The organism is Sulfitobacter sp. R18_1 (assembly GCF_017743915.1).
Classification (GTDB): Bacteria; Pseudomonadota; Alphaproteobacteria; order Rhodobacterales; family Rhodobacteraceae; genus Sulfitobacter; species Sulfitobacter faviae.
Genome location: NZ_JAGHRG010000037.1, coordinates 1 through 1172 on the forward strand (window position 1 = coordinate 1; position 1172 = coordinate 1172).

1 pseudogene is annotated in these 1172 nt (G+C 58.3%); it reads right to left on the reverse strand.

The features are described from left to right. Positions 1 to 1098: pseudogene (locus J7392_RS24110) on the reverse strand (IS3 family transposase); the annotation flags it as partial. Positions 1099 to 1172 lie beyond the last annotated feature (74 nt).

Genomic DNA, 1172 nt, shown 5'->3' on the forward strand with positions numbered 1-1172 from the left:
AAACGGTTTCGGCATTGGGTAGTGGATTGACGCGCACGTAATCGCGTTTGAGCGTCTTTACGAAGGCTTCGGACATGCCGTTGGATTGCGGGCTGGCGACTGGGGTGAAGCATGACTTCAGGCCGAGCTGGCGAGCGAAGATGCGGGTTTCCTTTGCTGTGTAAGCGCTTCCATTGTCGGATAAGACCTCGACCACCTCTGGCGCACGATAGCTGCCGAAGCGTTTCTCGACCGCCTCCAGAAGCATGTCACGCACGTCCGAGCCGCTAATCCCGGCATCGGCGACGGCCCGCCAGGCAATGATCTCACGATCATGAGCATCGAGCAGAAACGCTGCGCGGATAATGTCGCCATTCCAACAGGTGAACTCCAGCCCGTCAGAGCACCAGCGCAAGTTCGACCGCATCATGATGACCTTGCCATCGTGGGCGCGTTCGGGCCGGTCGAAGCCGGATCGCTCCAGCAGCAGGTGATTGGCCTTCATAATGCGATAGACGCGTTTATGATTTGCCGGGGCAAGGCCTTCTGCCTTGAGCTCCCGGTTCAGCACTGCACAGATCCGGCGATAGCCATAGGTTGGGCGCTCCGCCACCAAACGCTCGATACGTGGCAAGAGCGCCGCGTCCTGAGCTTTATAATAGCTCCGACGCGGCTCCGTGTTTCCCCTTTGCCGTTCATGTAGGTTCGAACGGGATACGCCTAACGTCTGTGCCACCGCCTTCATCGGGAACCGCCCGGTTTGAGCGACTGCGCAAGCAAGGTCGGTTTTTTTGAGCGGGACTTGGCGAGCGCTTCCTTCAAGATCTCCACTTCCAACGTTTTGCGTCCCAGCTGGCGCTCGAGCTCCCTCACGCGGGCTTCCATCTCTCGGACAGCCTTATTACTGGTCACGCTGTCATCCCCTGTCACGGCGATACTCCCTCCCTCGAGCATCAATCTACGCCAACGATACAACAGATTTGGGGCCACGCCGTTACGGCGAGCAACAGCGGAAACGCTGTCCCTGTCATAGAGGGTCTCTTCAACGATCCGCAGCTTTTCTGCCGCAGACCAGCGTCGACGGCGCCCGCCATCAGTAATGATTTCCATCTCAGACATAAGCACGTGCTTAAGGCTATCCTTAAGCCTCCTTGGTCAGTCCAAGGTGTCCGGTCGAAATGGGGGCCAGTTCA